This window comes from Pseudomonas sp. NPDC077451, from assembly GCF_044543345.1.
GTDB lineage: Bacteria > Pseudomonadota > Gammaproteobacteria > Pseudomonadales > Pseudomonadaceae > Stutzerimonas.
The window spans coordinates 27335-43036 of record NZ_JBITVX010000004.1 but is presented as its reverse complement, the minus strand read 5'-3'; the positions used below and the strand labels follow the sequence as shown (position 1 = coordinate 43036).

Sequence of the window (15702 nt, the reverse complement as noted above, 5' to 3'; positions counted from 1 at the left end):
ATTTGTTAGAATTTTTATCGGAGTTTTCTCTCGTCCCATGTTTCTAATACAAATAGCGCTATGGTGTGAGCTGAATTGATAGCGAGCCTCGCATGTCGTGGTTTAAGGTTATATACCTTTCGACCTTCTCCGTGAGCTGAGCTTGCATGCGTTCTGAAAGCTCCAATTCCATCAACAACGGACAATACGCCAGAAAGAATTTTCTTCAGATCGTCATCTTGTAATAGACCAGGCTCAAAGCCTAGATCAGATCGCACAACCTTCCAAACATTCTGGAGATCCTGTTTTTGAGGCATTTCTAAATTTTCGTCTGCAATGTAAGTCTTGAAGATAGATTCAAGTATATTGCATGCGGCAGAGACTGCTTCTCTAGGCTCCGAATTAACGTTGGCAAGTGCCCTGTTGAATTCAGCGTCTATTGAAGGAATATCTCGGCCTTTAATTAATTCGGCAAGTGATCGGCTAGACGCAGAGCTGCCGTCTGAAATTATGCCGCCAGTAATGTATGTAAGGTTACAACGTGACAGTATTGCCTCAAGTTTTGTTTTGAGTTCTTTTTTTGCGTCTGTGATGGACACGCCAAATAAAGAGCGCGAGCTTTCCTCTGTGTCCGGTAACTCCATATAGCATTCAATTATTCGGCCCAGAACAGCTAGAGGTCGCTCAACCTCTTTATTTACGCGCCGAAGCCATCCTTGCACCTTTACTGACTTAGAGCCTTCAGGCGGTTCGCCCGGAGCTCCAGCGAATGAGAATAGATTATTTAAGCTGGCATGAGTTTCCATTTCGGGCATGTTTTCCGAGAGCGCAGCTATAACCGGAGCCGGAATTTCTTTCTTCATGGACTGACTCATGATTTATTTTGAAATTCTAACGTTTGGTTAAGGGGCGGGCTTTAGCCCGTCCCAACGAGCGAAGCGAGTGATTTGAACCAATTGTTATGGGAGAAGCCCCTTTATGTATGCGTATATATTTATTCCGTTTTTAACTATTTTCCATGCTTGTCTTTGATCGTTTTGCAGTGATAGTGCCGCAAAGACCCCTTCAGGATTACCGTAATTTTCTTTCTTGATGCCGGATATCACGCTGCACGCAAACTCAAGATGTTCTTTTGTTGTGTTATAGGCTTCAGTTTCACTGGTGTCGTTGATATTGAATTGGACGGATAGATATTCTCCATTGATTTCAGTGAATAGCAAAAGCAATGGTAGTTTTTCTGTGCTCTCGATTTCAAACAGGTTTAGGAGTTTTTGATTGTCTCTTGGTTCTTTCCAGATTTGAATCATCATGCCTATTACGCCCGGTGGGAATTTCGGGAGTTCATAACGGCCCTTTTCAGGGCGCACAGAAAACACCGCAAAATTCTCTCCGGTTAATTCATGAAGAGCTAACCAGTAATCGTCATCACGCAGTACTTTTTTAATATTAGGATGCTTGTCGGTATATAGAATTACGCCGAATAACTGAACGACTTCGCTTTTTGATTTTTGCTCTTCGACTAGTGACGAAAACACATCCATTTAACTTTTTCCATAACTATAATTTGACACCATTTGGTGTATAAGACGCCGGACGGGCGTGGTGTATAGCATTCCGTCTACGCCTATCCGAACAGCTCTAGCATAGGCGCTACAACGTTATCGGCACCCGTCCGGAATGTTATACACCATGAGTTTTTCAGCTGGATGCGCACCATTCCGTTCCTTCGGCATCTGGTTCAAAACACAGCAAGGGCCGGAGCATTACCGGCCCGTCCTCGTGTCTAGCGCCCAACCTCCAACATAATCTTCCCAATATGCTTGCTGCTTTCCATCAGCCGGTGCGCTTCGGCAGCTTCTTTGAGGGGGAAGGTGGCGTGGATGACGGGGTGGCATAGGCCCTGGTCGAGCAGTGGCCAGACCTTGTCCTGCAGCGCCTTGGCGATGTCGGCTTTTTCCGCACGGCTGCGGGGGCGCAGGGTGGAGCCGGTGAAGGTGAGGCGCTTGCGCATGATCGGCGCGGTGTCGAGTTCGACGCGGCTGCCTTTGAGGAAGGCGATCTGCACCAGGCGGCCTTCGACGGCGAGGGATTTGATGTTGCGGGGGATGTAGTCGCCGCCGACCATGTCGAGGATGACGTTGACGCCGTTGCCGTCGGTGGCCTGCTTGAGCACCTCGACGAAGTCTTCTTCGTGGTAGTTGATCACCCGGTCCGCACCGGCACGCCGGCAGGCGTCGGCTTTTTCGCTGCTGCCAACCGTCGTGTAGACAGTGGCGCCGAATTGCTTGGCGAGCTGGATGGCGGTCAGGCCGATGCCGCTGGAGCCGCCGTGCACGAGGAAGGCTTCGCCGGGTTGCAGGGCACCGCGCTCGAACACGTTGCTCCAGACGGTGAAGTAGGTTTCGGGCAGCGCCGCCGCTTCCAGAAATGACAGCCCGGCGGGCACCGGCAGGCAGTGTTCGGCCGGGGCCACGCAATATTCGGCGTAGCCGCCGCCAGGGGTCAGCGCGCAGACCTGATCGCCGACTTTCCAGCCGCTGACGTCAGCGCCGAGCGCGACGATCTCGCCGGAGATTTCCAGGCCGAGCAGCGGCGAGGCGTCCGGTGGTGGCGGGTAGCTGCCAGAGCGCTGAAACACATCGGGCCGGTTGATGCCGGCGTAGGCCACCCGGACCAGCACGTCGTGCGGGCCGGGTTCGGGCACCGGACCTTCGGCCATTCGCAGGCATTCGGGGCCGCCGCCGGGGCGGTGATCGATATGACGCATGGTTTCAGCACTCATAGTTTTTCCTTTCAAAGGCGGCTGATGGCCGCGTTGATTGAAGTGGCTTGCTGGTACACGGTAGTTCCCGCGAGTCGCAGAGCCAACCCTGATAGGTCAGGTTGATCTGCGGGCTTGCCAGAACCGCAACGCGGTGGCGTTTGGCAAGGGCAGGGGCAGGGCGCTGAGCGGCCCGGAGTCAGCGTTGGGCAGCGCCTCGGCAGAGCGGCCGTCAACAGGCCTACGAACCCAACATCTCTCCGACCTTTTGCGCGAACGCATCGATGGCGAACGGCTTGGCCATCACGGCCATGTCCGGCCCGAGGATGTCATTGGCGGCGAAGCTTTCGGCGTAGCCGGTGGCGAAGAGCACTTTCAGGCCGGGGCGTTGCTGGCGGACGATTTCGGCCAGTTGCCGGCCGTTCATGCCGGGCAGGCCGACGTCCGAGACCATCAGATCGATCCGCTGCGAGCTTTCGGTGATCAACAGCGCTTCGGAGGCTTCGCCGGCTTCCAGCGTCTCGTAGCCCAAGTCGTTGAGCACTTCGACCACCAACGAGCGGACCACGGGTTCGTCTTCGACCACTAGAATTGTCTCGCCAGTGCCTTGTAGGGTGCGCTCTTGCGCCACTTCCACAGCGCTGGCTTCGCCATGATGAACAGGCAGGTAAAGGTGCACGCGGGTGCCGCTTTCAGGCTTGGACTCGATGTGGATGTAGCCCTTGGCCTGTTTGATGTAGCCATAGATCATCGAAAGCCCAAGCCCGGTGCCCTTGCCGATGGGCTTGGTGGTGAAGAAGGGCTCAAAGGCGCGCTCGATGACGTCCGGGGTCATGCCGACGCCGGTGTCGCTGACGGTCAGCAGTACATACTCGCCCTCTGTCAGCCCGCGCCGAGCGGGATCTGGCTCGCTGCCCAGCTGAAAGTTGGCCGTGGAGATGGTGATTCGGCCACCGTGCGGCATGGCATCACGCGCGTTGATGACGAGGTTGATCACGGCGTTTTCAAGCTGGTTCACGTCCATGCAGGCGGGCGGCAGCCCCGCACTGAGCTGGGTGATGACCGCAATGTTCTCGCCGGTGGTGCGATGGAGCAGATCTTCCAGCGAGGCGACCAGATGGTTGACGTCGACCGGCTTGAGGTCGAGGGCCTGCTGGCGAGAGAAGGCCAGCAGCCGTTGCGTCAGTGCCGACGCACGCTGAGCAGAGGTCGCCGCCGCATTGATGTAGCGCTCCACGTCCGCGACCTCTCCACGGCGGAAACGTCGCTGCATGAGATCCAGGCTGCCGATGATGCCGGTCAGCAGGTTGTTGAAGTCGTGAGCGATACCGCCAGTGAGCTGGCCGACAGCTTCCATCTTCTGCGCCTGGCGCAGCGCCTGTTCGGTCCGGCTGCGCTCGCTGACTTCCGCGGCCACACGCGCTTCAAGAGTTTCGTTGAGTTGGCGCAGCCTGTTCTCGCTGACGCGCAGGGCTTCTTCGGCGCGCTTGCGCGCACTGATGTCTGTACAGGCACCGGCCACGTACGAAAGACTGCCACTGGCGTCGCGGAAGACACGGGCTTTACACGCCAACCATTGCTCCTCGCCAGGCCGCGCCAGACGGAATTCAACCGTGAGATCCTGAGCCTGACCGTATCGTTCGAAGGCGAAACGAACACGTGATCGATCCGCTGGATGGACGAGCTCAATGAGGCGCTCAAAGGTATCGAGCTTTCGCTCCATACCTAAACCGAATATCTGCTCCAGTGCATGGTCAACGTAGAGGCTGTCATCCTGGAGATACCAATTGAAGGTTCCGGTGCCGGACGCTAGCAGCGCGGCGCGGAATCGCTCATCAGAATGCCCCCGGGTCGGGGCATCCCGGCCCATCACTTGTTCGGTGACGTCCTGCGTTTGATGGATGATGCAGGTGACTTCTCTCTGCTCGTTCAGCACCGGCACGTTGATGGGGCTCCAGTAGCGCACCTCGAATCCGCCACCTTCAGTGGCTGGTCGCGGGATGTCGTATTTGGTGATCGCCATACGGTCGGGCGCCCGCGTTTCCAGCACACGTTCCAGCGAGGCGCGTAATGCACCTGCACCAGATGCCGCCGTTTCGTCCGGGTTGTTGCCAAACACCTCGAAAATCGACCGACCAATGCAGGCTTCGCGAGTCGAGTTGGTTGCCTGCAGCCGAGCATCGCTGGCCGCCAACATGATGAACTCCGGATCAGCGGAGAGAATCAGGTTGAGGTTTGGCAAGGCTTCGAAGATTGCCTTCAGGTCTAGGGTTCGGTTCATCAGGACGGTAGGCCTGCTAATTGGTTCGACGAATAGAGGCTATGAGCGCCGGATACAACGCCTCGCTGCTGCACGTGGTTAGCCCAAAGCAGCGCCACGCCTAGCGAGGCGCTGTATCCATTAGTAACCGGGTATCGCCGGGCGTCGAAATGGTCAGAATCAGCGTTCGCCTTCCGGCTTGGGCATGGGTATCGCGACACTGCTTTCGATGCTGCCAGCGGTGGCATCACCTTCCTTGTAGAACGGTTCCATTTCGTCGCGGGCTTGTGCCCAGTGCTCGTCTTGCTGGCCTTCGGGACGGCCCTTGGCTTCCCAGATTTCGTGGGCACGTTCGCGGATACGTTGTTCGTCAGCCATGTGTTTGCCCTCTTTGTGCTGATAGAGACGCCATAACACGGCGTCTCGTCTCGGTTCGGTGGTTTCTCACCGGGTATTCAGCAGAGGGGATTAGCAGGCGGATGGTTCCGGCAATAAACCGGGAAGCCGACGAAAGCCCCAGTAAAAGGGTAGGAGTTCAGCCGTGATGCGCAGGCGGCTGTCCGATCAGCTCGCGCATCCGCTCGGCCAGGCTGTTAACCGAAAACGGTTTGCTGAGCACCGACATTCCAGGCTCCAGCAGGCCGTTGTGGAACAGTGCGTTCTCGGCATAACCGGTGATGAACAGCACGCGCAGATCGGGACGAGCGAGCTGACCGGCATTGGCGAGCTGCAGACCGTTCATGCCGCCGGGCAAGCCGACATCGGTCAGCAGCAGATCAAGGTGCACGCCGGATTGCAGCACTTCGAGTGCCGCAACCCCGTCGGCAACGACGATGGCACGATAGCCGAGATCCGCCAGTAGATCGGTGATCAGCAGCCGCACCGTCGGTTCGTCATCGACGACCAGCACCGTTTCGCCTCGCTGGGCGGACAGCACGGGCGCCAAACCGAGCGGGCCGTTATCGCGTTCCGCGGTGCCGATGTATCGCGGCAAGTAGAGGCTGACGGTGGTGCCGATACCAAGCTGAGAACGGATACGCACCTGACCACCGGACTGCTGCGTAAATCCATAGATCATCGACAGGCCGAGACCTGTTCCTTCCCCCATCGGCTTGGTGGTGAAGAAGGGCTCGAAGGCTTTGGTCAGCACCTCGGGCGACATGCCGGTGCCGCTGTCGGTGACGCGGATGGCCAGGTATTCGCCCTCGGGAATATCCTGCTGCCGGGCACTCTCGGCATCGAACACGCGATTGCCGGTTTCGACCGTGATGCGACCGCCCTCAGGCATCGCGTCGCGGGCATTGAGGCACAGGTTGAGCAGGGCATTTTCCAGCTGTGACGGGTCGACCCGAGCCGTCCACAAATCAGCGGTGCAGTAACTCTCTACGACGATGTTCGGCCCCACCGTGCGCTGGACCATGTCGAGCATGCCGCTGACCAGCCGTCCGGCATTGATGGCTTTGGGGGCCAGTGTCTGACGACGGGAAAAGGCCAGCAAGCGATGGGTCAGCGCTGCGGCCCGCTTGGTCGCACCCTGCGCGACCAGCAGGTATTTCGAGACCTCGCCGGTGCGGTCCTGCCGAATGCGGGCCTCGATCATTTCCAGGCTGACCGAGATGCCGGCGAGCAGGTTGTTGAAGTCGTGCGCCAGGCCGCCGGTAAGCTGGCCGACTGCTTCCATCTTTTGTGCCTGGCGCAGCTGCTCGTGGGTCGACTCGAGTTGAGCCTGACGCGCTTTCTCTTCGGTGATGTCCCGGCCGGTGGCGTAGGTCTTGTCACCCGCCGGGGCGGCGACCCATGAAATCCAGTGTTCAGCCCCGTTCTTGTGTCGGTAGCGATTGACGATCCGCACCTGCTTGCCACCGGCTGTAGCCAGGTAGGCATCAACCGTGCTCAGGTGGTCTTCGTCGGTGATGAATTCGTTGACGTGATGCCCGATCAGTTCTTCGGGCTGGTAGCCGAGCAGGGTAAGCCAGGCCGGGTTCACACGCTGGAATATCCCTTCGAAGTTGATCACCACCATCAAGTCGGGCGAGGTGTCCCACATCAGGTTGCGTTCTTCCGTGCGGATGGCAACCTCGTGAGCCAACTGCTCGTTCATGTCACGCAACTGCTGCTTGGCAACCAGGCGCTGCTGTTCGGCAACCACCTGACCGGTGATCTCGATGCCCTGATTCAGCAGGCCAAGAATCCGGCCATCTTCACCGAAGATCGGTGTCGCGCTGATGTTCCAATAGGTGATCTCTGACTGGCCGTTGCGCACCATTGGTAACTCGACCCGGTCCTGTGCGAAGCCTTCCCCCGTGCGCATCGCATGTTCAAACGGGGCCGCCACCAGGTCCCAGACGTCACCCCATACCTCTGCTACCGGCCGCCCTATCGCGGCAGGGTGGCGATCAGCCATTGAGGCGACGTAAGCATCGTTATAGAGCATTCGCAGCTCTGGTCCCCAGAGCACCGTTCCCAGCAGTGGGGAATTCAGACAGGCGCCGACCATGGAGCGCAAGCATTGCGGCCAACACTCGACCGGGCCGAACGGCGTGGTCGCCCAGTCATGGTTTCGCATCAACGCGCCCATTTGCCCTCCACCGGAGAGAAAAGCAGGCACCTCATTCATCGTATCGGGCATGTCCGGCCATCGTCCTTTGCAACCGCCACCTGAGGCGGCTTCGTACTGCTGGGTTTTCGGCGGTTATGAACCGCACAGAGCTGAAGTCACCAGTGGGGTGAAGGTTGGAAAGCGTTGCGTCGAAGGCGTTCCAGAGCGACAGATAAGCGAGAAGCCTAAAAGGCATGCTGGTGTGTATCCGCTATGAGGATGCTCATGCCCCACCCATCTGCACCTCCCGTCGGCACCTCATCAAGGAACAAACGAGCCGGTCGATATGCCGGCAAGAGGCCCCGTTGTGCTGACCATTCGGGCATGACGTCCAGATATCCGTTGCAACCCATACCGGACGCCGCGCCGACGGCTCGGACCCATTCGAATTTCCAGGCAGTTGATCGTATGGCTGGTGCTCCAACCCCGATAAATGAAGCGCAGCGACAGCTGCAGGTGACGCAGCTGTGCCGGCTGGACACGGCGCCCGACGAGGTGTTCGAGCACATCGTGGCGATGGTGGCTGAGTATTTTAAGGCGCCGATCGCGTTGATCTCGATCGTCGACGAACAGCGCCAGTGGTTCACCGCGCGAGTCGGGCTGCTGGCGCAGGAAACGCCGCGGCAGGATTCCTTCTGCGCCTATGCAATCCTCGCCAACGAGCCGCTCCAGGTGCTCGATGCCACCCAGGATGTGCGCTTCCAGAACAACCCGCTGGTCACGGGCGAGCCAGGCATTCGTTTTTATGCGGGCATGCCACTGATCACGCCGGAAGGGCTGGGCCTGGGCAGCCTATGCATCATCGACACCCAGCCGCGACGGGCAATGACCCCGCAGGAACTGTCGATGCTTGGTCATTTCGCCAAACTGACGATGGCGCGCATCCTGACACTGCGCAACACCAACTTCATCGATGCATCCACGGGTTTGTACAACCGCTCGCGGCTCGAAGATGACGTGGCGCGGGCAGCTGCCTCGTCTGATCAGAGCAATGTGTTGGTCGTGGCCGATGTGATCGGGCCGATGCTGTTGAACGACATCATCAAGGTGCTCGGTCACAGCTTTGCCCAAGCGCTGATGCTGCGCATGAAACAGACCCTGCAAGCGCAGCTTCCAGATCGGTGCGGGCTGTATTGCATCAGCCCGAGTCGTTTTGCTTTTCTGATTCCCGACGGGCCGCAGCAGGAGCTGATCCAGCTCTATGACCGCATCATCGCGGCGTTCGACGCCCCGGTGCAGTGCAATTCGATTCCGATCAAGACCCAGATCGGTCTCGGCGTGCTGCCGCTGCACAGTGGCGTGCTGGAGCAGGACTGGCTGCGCCTGGCGATCACGTCGGCGGACGACGCGCGTGATCGTGGCATCGGCTGGTCGCCTTACGAATCCCGACTCGATGCGGTGCAGCAGCGTGCCTTCACCTTGCTCAGCGGTCTCGCCGAGGCGTTACACAGCGACGGACAGCTGCGGCTGGTCTATCAGCCGCGTATCAGCCTGGTGGATGGACACTGCACTGCGGTCGAGGCGCTGCTGCGCTGGGATCATCCGACGCTCGGCGCCATCGGCCCGGCTGAATTCATTCCGCTGGCCGAGAAGACCGCGCTGATCCGCGAGCTGAGCCTGTGGGTCGCCGAGAAGGCCGTCATGCAGGCGGCAACCTGGCAGCGCCAGGGGGGCAGGTTCAAGGTCGCCATCAACGTGTCGGCGTCGGATCTGGACAGTCCGGCCTTTGTCGACCGCATCATTGAGTTGCTGAACGATCAGCGTGTCGACCCGAGAAGTCTGGAGGTGGAATTTACCGAAAGCGCCCTGATGCGTAACCCGGGCGAAGTCAGTCGCCAGCTGCTGCGCCTGCGCTCACTGGGCGTGGAGGTGGCCATCGATGACTTCGGCACCGGCTACAGCAACTGGACCTATCTGCGCGACCTGCCCGCGTCGACGGTCAAGCTCGATCAATCCTTCATCCGCAACCTGGGCGACGACGAGAAAGACTGTCGGCTGGTGCGAACCATCATCGATTTGGCCAAGCGCCTCGAACTGCGTGTCGTGGCCGAAGGGATCGAAACCCAGGCGGTCTTCGATCTGGTAGCCCAGTGGGGCTGTGAGGAGGGACAGGGTTATTACATTGCCCGACCCATGGTGCCCGAGCTGCTGCTGGGTTGGGCTGATGAAAACACCCAGGCGACTCAAGGCAGCGCCGGTTGAGTCACCGCGGCGAGAGGGCATCGGTCAGCCGAAAACGAGCTTTCGGATTGTCAGGCCCTGCGCGGCCGTTCAGCTGACGCAGCGGTCACCCTTTCGCTGCCTGATGTTCATCGCTGGCCCGCACGGCGCTCTGTGCGGCTTCGACATCGTCCAGCAGGTATTTCACCTTGCCCTCATGGTCAGTGACGCGGAATACCACCTCGACCTCGGGCCCACGCATCTCCTCGGGGATATCGTTGCCCCGGAGCTTGGACACGGTAACAGGCATGGCAGTCTCCTTATGGCGATAAGGTTGTGACCGGAGCTGCCCTTGGCCGATCCCTCGATCTAGATCATTCGGCTGAATGGCGCGACGCAGTGCTTCCGCCGGCTTCGCGCAAAGCCGCTTCGCGCTCGAGCTGCAGCTCCATGGCATAACCCGGCCGTTCGACGCTGCTGTAATCGCGGGTATAGCGCCGCGCAAATTCGCCTACGCCCCATTCCAGGTATTGCTCGACGTGCTTGAGCTCGTGCGCCCAGAGGGCAACGTTGTCCAGGGCATCGGCCTCGTTGCGGAAAACGATGATGTCGATCAGCGTCACCGCGACGATGTCGGGGTTGCGCAGCAGGGTGTTGGCCGCCGTCAGCACATTGTCATCGCCGACCCGGTAACGCGCCGTCTCCAGCACCTCGATATCGAAATAAGGCTCCAGTTGCGAGCGGATATGCAGCGGAATGGGCCGGCTTTCCAGCAACGCCAGCTGATCGCGGGACTGGCGAATCCAGGTCTCGAGCCCGGCGGCAGCCAGCCATTGCACCCGCTCGGACAACGCCTCGTAGTTCTGTGGAGAAACAGGAACGCACACGCAGCTGCCAAGACAAATCGGCTGCTGACCGGTCGGGCATACGGTTTGCGCCCAGGCAGGGATCGCAGCCAACACACTTAAAAACAACGAAACCTGGGCTAGAATGCAGCGAAGTGGCATGGCGGTACGCTCGACCATAGCGATGGCGGCTCGGGTTGGTCACCGGCGGCGCACAGTACAGGGGTGCGCAATGAAGCAGCAAGTGCTTGGTATTCGGCGCCGATGAATCTGCAGTGAAACGTTAATCGCACACGAATTACGGTGCCTAGCGATACCCGGCACGCCGCCGGAGCGGCGATTTCAACGCCCCGATTGATTTCACGATCGCAACCCTCAGACCCACATCCGGAGCCATTCATGAACGAGCTTTCCCTCGCTGGAACGCCCATCGAGCATTTCCACGTTTGCGCGTTCTTCGACAGTCGCGAACAGGAGTACGACGTGCTGATCCCTTTCTTCAAGGAAGCACTGGATCAGGGCGAAAAGACCATCCACATCCTCAACCCGGCAAACATGGACGATCACCGTGAAAGGTTGATTCAAGGTGGCATCGACGCCCACGGCTGCGAAGCCTGCGGACAGCTTGAGCTGCAAACCTGGCAAGGCGCCTATCTGGACGACAATGGGGCGTTCAACAAGGACCGCATGCTGGTGACCCTGAACGCAACCTGCGAGGCGGCTGCCGAGGCCGGCTACTCTCGCGTTCGAATCATGGGCAACATGGATTGGGCCTTCGACGACCGACCGGGCGCGCAGGAAATCCTCGCCTACGAGGCGGAGGTCAACGATGTGCTCTCGAAGAATCGCCAGCCAGCCATCTGCGTTTACGACACGGCCAAATTGAGCGGCTCGATGATGATGGACCTGCTTCGCACCCATCCGCTGACGTTGATCAACGGTATCGTTCAGGAGAACCCGTTCTACACGCCCGCCGCCGAAATGCTCCAGGAGCTGCGCAGCCGCGACGCCAAACGTTCGGCTACCCATGCTGACTGAACCTCCTTCGCCGTTCGCTGAGCCCATGCTTGAGCGAGCGCCGGATCGCCCGAATGGCGGAGATGAGGGGCGGAACATCCGTGATCTGATGGGCCTCCTCGCGCTTCCTGCGCTATGGGCCGGGCGCGACGGCGCGTCTATCCTGCAAATCACCATGGAGGCCGCCGAACGCATCGTGCCGATGCGTTTTGCCATGGCGAACGTACAGCTGTTGCCGGATTCGCCTCGATACCACGTGCTGCGCCTCGACGGTGAATACCTGTGCGAGCGTGAATGCCGTGACTGGGAAGCCATGCTGGCTGAGTGGGAGCAGACCCGCCTGCCCGATGGGCGCGCGCACCAACTGTCGACACCGCTCGGGCCCATGCGAGTGGTGCGCCTGAGCATGGGCTACGGCACCTTTGGCGGAGATATCTGGTTTGGATGTGACAGCGCTGATTTTCCCCAGGCGCCGCACCTTGCTTTCCTGAGCGCGGCAGCCTCATTGGCCACCACCGGCGTGCAGACGGCCCGTGTCGACTACGAACGCGAGCAGGCCAGCCGTGCCAAGGACGAGTTCCTGGCGATGCTGGGACACGAGCTGCGCAATCCGCTGGCACCCATCATTACGGTGATCGATCTGCTCCGGCTGCGTAACAAGGGCGAGGAGCTGCCCCGCGAGCATCTGATCATCGAACGCCAGGCCAAACATTTATCCAGCCTGCTCGATGATCTGTTGGATGCGACACGCGTCGTGCGCGGCAAAGTCGAGCTTAAGCCTGAGCCGCTGGACTTGATCGGGTTACTGACCCGTGCCATCGAATCCGCCAGCACGCTTTTTCAGGAACGCAGCCACGCAGTTCACGTTGCGCTGCCGGAACGGCCGGTATGGATGTTCGGCGACCCCACCCGGTTGATGCAGGTATTTGCCAACCTGCTTACCAACGCGGCGAAGTACACCGACCGTGGCGGCAGGATCGATATCCAGATGGCGGCCAGTCACCGGCAGGTCAAGGTCACCGTTCAGGACAATGGCTCGGGCATCAGTCCTGCGCTTTATCCGAAGCTGTTCAAGATCTTCGAGCAGGGCACCGCCACGATCGATCGATCGAAAGGCGGCCTCGGCATTGGCCTGGCCTTGGTGAAGACCTTCGTCGAACTGCACGAAGGCTCGGTGACGGCCCACAGCGACGGGATCGGCTGTGGCTCAACCTTCACGGTCACGCTCCCGCTGCTCAGCCAGCCGAATGAAGCGCCTGTTGCGCTCGAGAGCCCAGCTGTTACAGCCCACCCTTCAGCGCGCATATTGGTGGTCGACGACAACCTCGATGCGCTCGAAAGCGTGCGCGACTACCTGATCCATCGGGGCCACGAGGTCATCGCCACTAGCGAGCCCCTTCAGGCGGTGCGCATGGCCGCGCAGTTTCGACCGACTGTTGCCGTTCTGGATATCGGCCTGCCTGAAATGGACGGTTACGCCCTGGCACAAGCGCTGCGAAAGTCCTTTCCGGCAGACGCGCTACGCCTTGTAGCGCTCACCGGCTATGGCCAGGCGAAGGATTTCGAGCGGTCCCGAGCGGCGGGATTCGAAGCTCACTTGGTCAAACCGGTTTCGCTGGAAGCATTGGAAGCGGCGATCGGGCGCAACTGCGGCGAAGAGCAACCTCCTGGCCGTACACCCGGCCCTTCGGCCTGAACCAACCTGCATCTCGACCGACAGAGCGATCACGGCCGCGCCTGGTAGCGGCGCGCCGTGATCCTGGTTTGCGCCGTCAGAGCACCGGTGACGCCGCACTCACGACGCGCAACGCCAAGCCCTCGTAGGGGTCGAGGTTGAAGGTCATCTCGCCGTTTTCGGTGAGGTCGCCTTCGATGCTTTCGTGAATGATGTCCACCACCGGCCCGGGCGCAACACCGGGAAGGGTGACCGTCTCGCTGATGGTCTCGGCGCTAAAGTTGAGCGCCGTGATCTGCACACCCTTGCCTGCCGGCAGTTCGTGGACCATGACCAGCAGACCCGGCGCCTGCACGTCAGGAATCAGGATCTGCTTGCTGGCGGCGATGTCGTAGGCGCGGCGCACGCTGAGGATACGCTTGAGCTGGCAGGCGAACGAGCCGGTGTTCTTAAGCTGCTCGACCAGGCTCCCGTACAGCGAGCGCGCCTTGGGCAGGCCTTCGCTGGAGGTTTCCACCTCCGGTGCAATATCGGCCAGATCGTAGCCGCCACGGTGCAGCCAGCGGGTATCGCCTTCGGTCATCAAGTGTTCAACCTGTTCGGCTTCCAGCGGCAGCGCGCCGACCAGATCCCAGCCGGAGAGGGCGAACACACCGGGCTGCATGGCGTTGAACATCACCAGCAAGATATGCAGGCGCTGGATCTGCTCGATGTCGGCCGCGCTGATGGTATTGAGGTCACGGATGCCCAGCGCCGCGGTAATAACGCTGACAGTGGTGCAGGACACGCCGTTGGTGACGAACTTGAGGTTGTAGGGCGCATGCTCGCCGGTCAGACGTTCGTACATCTCCTCGCGGATGTGCTCGCGCAGGATGCCGCCCGAAAGCGTCTGCCCGTGGTAGTGGTAATGGTCGTAGGCGTGCAGCGTCCAGAAATGCACCAGCTCCAGGGTCAGCTCGTCGTGGTTCTGCATCGCATGGATCAGCGAAGCCGGGTCGATGCCGAAGGCGTGGACCTCACGCAGCATCAGCCGCAGAAATTCGGTATCCCCGGTAACCAGGGCGTGATGATAGGCCGGGCGGGTGATGAAGTCGTAAGACAGGTCGGCGCCGCCATGGGACATCGAGGCGATGTCGTCGATGGTCAGGTTCAGCTCCTGAAAGCTGAAGCCGCCGGCCTTACGAATGGCGCCCGCGATGAGCTGGTTGCCGGTCACCGATAGCGGATGGCTCTCGGACCAAGCCGTGCCTTCGGCGCGGCGCTCGACGCCGAGGAAGCCGTTGGCATCCAGGCGCAGCACCCGCGCACCGGAGACGTCGATCGCATGCAGCGCATCGCCGATGATCAGCTGCTGGGCGGCGAAGGTCGGGTCGAGCCAGTTCAGTGACGGCTGGCCCTCCTTGAAATAGTGCAGGTAGACCCAGCGCCGGCGCTTGCCATCGACCCCGGTCACGATGCCGGTCACGCTCCAGTCGGTGTCCTTGATGCCCGGCTCGAAAAAGATCACCCGTTGCAGCTGACCGACGATGTAGTGCTTTTCCTTGAGCTGGTCGACCACCGGCGGCGGCAGGTTGACCGCGTCGCGGCCCTTGGGCACGGCAGGCAGCAGCGGCCAGTCTTCCTCGCTGATCTCGACCATGTGATAGAGGCCCGGGTAGTCGCCGTAGGCCATCTCGGCGAGGCGGAAATCCGCGCCTTTGCCGGTGTGCGCCGGGACGACGTCATCGATGACGATGGCGTTGTGCGCGGCCGCCATGCGGCTGAGCTGCTGCATCTCCGCCTCGGTCCCGAGGTTGGGGTCGATGTCGAAGCTGATGCGGTCGAAGTTGCCATCGATTGTCGGCGTGTACTCACGCCCACGCAAACCGCCGGAGCGTTTCATCGGGCCGTTGTGAATGCCCTGCACGCCGAGTTCAGACAGGGCGCTCCAGAGGCGATCGTCCCCCAGCGCCTGAAGCACTGAGCCGCCTTCGGGCGTGATGATCGCCGCCGGGTAGGCGGTGAACCACACCGAGGAAATGGCGCTGGCATCGCGCGGCCTTGCCTGAGCGTAGGGCCGCTGCCAGAGCCGCGCCTGACCGGCGTAGAGTCGGGCCCGATCACGGGCGGCTTTAAGCATGGACTGGCTTTCCAGCCACTCGATATAGGTGTTGTCTGGTGTGCTCATAACGATGTCTGGTTCCCGGTGCGCTGAGGGGAAATGTAGACGTTTGAGTAGAGCGGGCCAGCATCGTTGCATCGAAGTCGCATGGATCACTTTTTCGTAGGAGCCAGCTTGCTGGCGATCCGGACCTCCGCGGTGTGCCAAAAGATCGCCAGCAAGCTGGCTCCTACAGACGGCGCTATGCCGATACTGGGTGATAGATATCGTTGGTCCTTACGATCACCCCTTCAACGAAAGCAGCA

Annotated in this window: 12 protein-coding genes; 3 read left to right on the top strand and 9 right to left on the bottom strand. The window is 60.2% G+C overall.

Features of this window, described 5'->3' with window-relative positions; all coding sequences use genetic code 11:
- Positions 1-14 precede the first annotated feature (14 nt).
- The 6 genes from ACIGHL_RS08500 to ACIGHL_RS08475 form a co-directional block, all read right to left on the bottom strand.
- On the bottom strand, positions 15-842 hold the full coding sequence (locus ACIGHL_RS08500; RefSeq protein WP_128119783.1) for an abortive infection family protein: 828 nt from the start codon (positions 840-842) through the stop codon (positions 15-17).
- 96 nt (positions 843-938) lie between these two features.
- Complete coding sequence (locus ACIGHL_RS08495) at positions 939-1520, bottom strand: hypothetical protein (RefSeq protein ID WP_128119784.1); 582 nt, start codon at positions 1518-1520, stop codon at positions 939-941.
- Between the two features lie 242 nt (positions 1521-1762).
- Positions 1763-2761, bottom strand: a complete 999-nt coding sequence (locus tag ACIGHL_RS08490; protein ID WP_128119785.1) for an NAD(P)H-quinone oxidoreductase — start codon at positions 2759-2761, stop codon at positions 1763-1765.
- Between the two features lie 220 nt (positions 2762-2981).
- Positions 2982-5021 carry a hybrid sensor histidine kinase/response regulator gene (locus ACIGHL_RS08485; RefSeq protein ID WP_128119786.1) on the bottom strand — a complete coding sequence of 680 codons (2040 nt, stop codon included), beginning with the start codon at positions 5019-5021 and terminating at the stop codon, positions 2982-2984.
- A 159-nt stretch (positions 5022-5180) separates the two neighbouring features.
- Entirely contained in the window at positions 5181-5378 is a 198-nt protein-coding gene (locus tag ACIGHL_RS08480) for a DUF2934 domain-containing protein (protein ID WP_128119787.1), read from the bottom strand.
- Between the two features lie 157 nt (positions 5379-5535).
- On the bottom strand, positions 5536-7629 hold the full coding sequence (locus ACIGHL_RS08475; protein WP_253910912.1) for a hybrid sensor histidine kinase/response regulator: 2094 nt from the start codon (positions 7627-7629) through the stop codon (positions 5536-5538).
- 378 nt (positions 7630-8007) lie between these two features.
- On the opposite strand from ACIGHL_RS08475, the gene ACIGHL_RS08470 reads away from it, so the two are divergent.
- On the top strand, positions 8008-9801 hold the full coding sequence (locus ACIGHL_RS08470) for a sensor domain-containing phosphodiesterase (RefSeq protein ID WP_128119788.1): 1794 nt from the start codon (positions 8008-8010) through the stop codon (positions 9799-9801).
- A gap of 85 nt (positions 9802-9886) precedes the next feature.
- Here ACIGHL_RS08470 and ACIGHL_RS08465 read toward each other — a convergent pair whose 3' ends face one another.
- Complete coding sequence (locus tag ACIGHL_RS08465) at positions 9887-10069, bottom strand: hypothetical protein (protein ID WP_128119789.1); 183 nt, start codon at positions 10067-10069, stop codon at positions 9887-9889.
- 64 nt (positions 10070-10133) lie between these two features.
- Entirely contained in the window at positions 10134-10766 is a 633-nt protein-coding gene (locus ACIGHL_RS08460; protein WP_128119790.1) for an eCIS core domain-containing protein, read from the bottom strand.
- A 237-nt stretch (positions 10767-11003) separates the two neighbouring features.
- On the opposite strand from ACIGHL_RS08460, the gene ACIGHL_RS08455 reads away from it, so the two are divergent.
- On the top strand, positions 11004-11642 hold the full coding sequence (locus ACIGHL_RS08455; RefSeq protein ID WP_128119791.1) for an MEDS domain-containing protein: 639 nt from the start codon (positions 11004-11006) through the stop codon (positions 11640-11642).
- Positions 11632-13317, top strand: a complete 1686-nt coding sequence (locus tag ACIGHL_RS08450; protein WP_128119792.1) for a hybrid sensor histidine kinase/response regulator — start codon at positions 11632-11634, stop codon at positions 13315-13317. The genes ACIGHL_RS08455 and ACIGHL_RS08450 overlap by 11 nt, the downstream gene beginning before the upstream one ends.
- Before the next feature lie 76 nt (positions 13318-13393).
- Here ACIGHL_RS08450 and treS read toward each other — a convergent pair whose 3' ends face one another.
- Complete coding sequence (treS, locus tag ACIGHL_RS08445; protein WP_128119793.1) at positions 13394-15463, bottom strand: maltose alpha-D-glucosyltransferase; 2070 nt, start codon at positions 15461-15463, stop codon at positions 13394-13396.
- Between the last annotated feature and the right edge of the window lie 239 nt (positions 15464-15702).

What these genes read in the sequence shown, in the direction of transcription:
- ACIGHL_RS08470 (WP_128119788.1), top strand. Translation starts at nt 8,008, where the DNA reads ATGGCTGGTGCTCCAACCCCGATAAATGAAGCGCAGCGACAGCTGCAG.
- ACIGHL_RS08475 (WP_253910912.1), bottom strand. Translation starts at nt 7,629, where the DNA reads ATGCCCGATACGATGAATGAGGTGCCTGCTTTTCTCTCCGGTGGAGGG.
- ACIGHL_RS08455 (WP_128119791.1), top strand. Translation starts at nt 11,004, where the DNA reads ATGAACGAGCTTTCCCTCGCTGGAACGCCCATCGAGCATTTCCACGTT.
- ACIGHL_RS08480 (WP_128119787.1), bottom strand. Translation starts at nt 5,378, where the DNA reads ATGGCTGACGAACAACGTATCCGCGAACGTGCCCACGAAATCTGGGAA.
- ACIGHL_RS08460 (WP_128119790.1), bottom strand. Translation starts at nt 10,766, where the DNA reads ATGCCACTTCGCTGCATTCTAGCCCAGGTTTCGTTGTTTTTAAGTGTG.
- ACIGHL_RS08450 (WP_128119792.1), top strand. Translation starts at nt 11,632, where the DNA reads ATGCTGACTGAACCTCCTTCGCCGTTCGCTGAGCCCATGCTTGAGCGA.
- ACIGHL_RS08490 (WP_128119785.1), bottom strand. Translation starts at nt 2,761, where the DNA reads ATGAGTGCTGAAACCATGCGTCATATCGATCACCGCCCCGGCGGCGGC.
- ACIGHL_RS08465 (WP_128119789.1), bottom strand. Translation starts at nt 10,069, where the DNA reads ATGCCTGTTACCGTGTCCAAGCTCCGGGGCAACGATATCCCCGAGGAG.
- ACIGHL_RS08485 (WP_128119786.1), bottom strand. Translation starts at nt 5,021, where the DNA reads ATGAACCGAACCCTAGACCTGAAGGCAATCTTCGAAGCCTTGCCAAAC.
- treS (WP_128119793.1), bottom strand. Translation starts at nt 15,463, where the DNA reads ATGAGCACACCAGACAACACCTATATCGAGTGGCTGGAAAGCCAGTCC.
- ACIGHL_RS08495 (WP_128119784.1), bottom strand. Translation starts at nt 1,520, where the DNA reads ATGGATGTGTTTTCGTCACTAGTCGAAGAGCAAAAATCAAAAAGCGAA.
- ACIGHL_RS08500 (WP_128119783.1), bottom strand. Translation starts at nt 842, where the DNA reads ATGAAGAAAGAAATTCCGGCTCCGGTTATAGCTGCGCTCTCGGAAAAC.